At 72.7% G+C, this 2,576-nt stretch carries 3 protein-coding genes; 2 read left to right on the top strand and 1 reads right to left on the bottom strand.

Annotation, left to right across the window (positions count from 1 at the left end; all coding sequences use genetic code 11):
• Positions 1–29: 29 nt before the first annotated feature.
• Complete coding sequence (locus ACH9D3_RS06610) at positions 30–1,160, bottom strand: baeRF2 domain-containing protein (protein ID WP_396410322.1); 1,131 nt, start codon at positions 1,158–1,160, stop codon at positions 30–32.
• A gap of 160 nt (positions 1,161–1,320) precedes the next feature.
• Here ACH9D3_RS06610 and ACH9D3_RS06605 point away from each other — a divergent pair, with 160 nt between their 5' ends.
• Positions 1,321–1,539, top strand: coding sequence for a hypothetical protein (locus ACH9D3_RS06605; protein WP_396398704.1), 219 nt, complete (start codon positions 1,321–1,323; stop codon positions 1,537–1,539).
• A gap of 175 nt (positions 1,540–1,714) precedes the next feature.
• A complete protein-coding gene (locus tag ACH9D3_RS06600; protein ID WP_396410321.1) occupies positions 1,715–2,533 on the top strand; it encodes a DUF4397 domain-containing protein in 819 nt (272 codons plus the stop codon).
• Positions 2,534–2,576 lie beyond the last annotated feature (43 nt).

The following is a 2,576-nucleotide window of genomic DNA, read 5'->3' as shown; positions in this document are numbered from 1 at the left end:
GGGGGCCGTCGTCCGTCCGTGACCGCGGATCAGCCCGCGGGGGCGGCGCTCCAGCGCAGCAGGGCTGCCACGTCCGTGCCGTGCGGCAGCGCCCCCGGCGGCACGAAGACTGGGCGGCCGTCGGTCAGCACCGCGGCGCGCACCAGCGCGGCGTCGGCCGGGACCCGGCCGAGCACGCCTGCGCCCACGGCCTCCGACTCCTGGACGGCGATCCACGGCTCGGCGTCCAGGGCGATGAGCTCCTGCTCCGTGTCCAGGCGGGTGTCGTCGATCAGCAGCGTCTCCGCCTGGGCCTGCTGCAGGGCCGAGACGACGGGCTCCGTCCCGGAGACCGCCGTCGGCTCCGCGCGCCCCTGCTGCTCCGCGAGCCGCTCGAGCAGCTCCTGCTGACGGTGGGCCACCACCTCCGCGACGCGCCCCTCGACCTGGTGGTCGAGGTCGGCGGACTGGCTGCCCTCCGCGCGGGTGTTGGCGTCGACCATGCTCAGCATCGCCCGGGAGGCCTTGGACAGCTGCTCCTCGACCAGGCCCCGCGCCCGCATGTCCCCCGCCAGCACCACCAGCTGCGCCCCGCTCTCGGCGACGACCTTGTCGATCTGCTCGGCGACCTGCTCGGTGTTGCGCCGCCACACGTCCTCGGTATGCCGCTGCCACCGGCCCTGCGACCACCCGCCCCCGGGGAACTTCTTCAGGTGCTCGGTCTCGCCCTCGATCTGCTGCTCGTCGGTGGTCCGGACACGGCTGGCGTGCTGCAGGCGGATCTCCCCGCCGTCGCGGCCCACCTCGGCGACCACATAGGGGAAGTCGTCCGGGCGGTGCCGGAACAGGGGCGTGAGGTCGGGGACGTCCTCCACCCGGACGACACCGCGGCCGGCGAGAGGGCCGGGGAGGACCTCGTCGATCTCCACGGTCCCGTTGCGCACCAGGAGGTACCGGCACACCGGGTCCGGCACGCCCCCGGCCGGACGCACGGCGGCCTCCACCGCGTCGAGATCGGCCTTGCTCGCCCCCTGTCGCTCCAGGTCCCGGCAGATGTTCTCGGGAAGGACGTCGATGGCGTGCAACGAGTCCACGGTTCCCGTGCTGATGTCCGTGTACACGGTGCACCAGGGGCCCTTGCTCCTGAACAGTTCGGCGTAGCGGTGGAATCGGCTCGTCATGGTGGACCACTCCTGCTGTTGAGCGTTGCTTCCTGTGGTGCAGACCACGTTATCCGACCTCCAGGGGGCTGGGAACAGAGGGCCGGACGAGTAGGGTCGGACGCACGCGACCGGTCACGCGGCCGGTGGTTCCGCAGGTCCGACGAAGCAGGAGGCAACCATGAGCGACGTACCCGGATTCGACGAGGCCGACCGGCTCGAGCAGACGATCGACGCCGAGCGGCCGGAGATGGACGACCAGGACGCCGAGGCCCCGGCGCAGGCGCCCGAGCGCTCGGAGGCCTCCTCCCTCGAGGCGAATCCCGACGACCTCGTGGAGCAGGACCAGGAGGTCGTCCTCGACGAGCCGGAGGAGACCTCCACGCTCGAGGAGGAGTGAGCCGGGGCCGCGCGAGGGGTCGCACCCTCGCGCGGCCACGGCGTGGCCGGACGGGTCCGGAAAAACTTCTCGAGAAAAATGTGACCTGCTGCATCCGCGGCGGGGTCCACGGCGGTAGTACGGGTGCAAGGTCGATTCCGCTTCCGCCAGGGAGCCTGTTCAAGGAGTAGTTACCATGCGCAAGACCCTTTCCGCCGCAGCAGTCCTCGGCCTCGGTGCCGGTGCCCTCAGCATGAGCCCGGCGTTCGCCGCCGAGCACGCGGAGCTGTCCGTGCTCCACGGTGTCCCCGACACCGTCGTGGACGTGTACGTCAACGGCGAGCTCACCCTCGACGACTTCGAGCCGGGCACCCTGGCCGGTCCGCTGGAGCTGCCCGCGGGCAGCTACGACCTGGCCGTCACGGCCCCCGACGCCGCCGACGCCTCGGAGCCGATCATCGGGCCCGTCACCGCGGACCTGCAGACCGGGATGAGCTACACGGCCGCGGCCCACCTCGACGTCGAGGGCAACCCGACGGCCACCCTGTTCACCAACGACATGTCCGAGATCGAGGCCGGGAAGTCGCACCTGACCGTCCGGCACGTGGCCGCTGCCCCGGCCGTGGACGTCCTCGCGGGCGGCCAGCCGATCATCACCGGGCTCGAGAACCCGAACGAGGAGACCCTCCCGGTCGACGCCGGCACGGTCTCCGCGTCCGTGGCCGCGGCGGGCACCACCGAGCCGGTCATCGGCCCGGCGGATCTCCAGCTGGCCGAGGGCACCCACAACATCGTGTACGCGTGGGGCTCCCTCGAGGCCGGGAACCTGGACCTCGCCGTCCAGACCCTGGAGGGCATGGAGCAGGCGCCCGAGGCCGTGCCGGGCGGCCAGTCCGGTCTCGCGGCCCAGGAGCAGCGCACGATGCTCACCGCGGGCCTCGCGGCCGCCGGTGCGCTCGGGCTGATCGGCGCGGCCTACGGTGCCCGCCGGGTGGTCGCGGGCAACCGCCGGTAGTGAGCAGTCCTGACAGGCCCGGTCCGGGTGCACGGAGGGCCGC

This window comes from Kocuria kalidii, from assembly GCF_044462225.1.
Classification (GTDB): Bacteria; Actinomycetota; Actinomycetes; order Actinomycetales; family Micrococcaceae; genus Kocuria; species Kocuria kalidii.
This window is presented reverse-complemented; position numbering and strand designations above follow the sequence as displayed.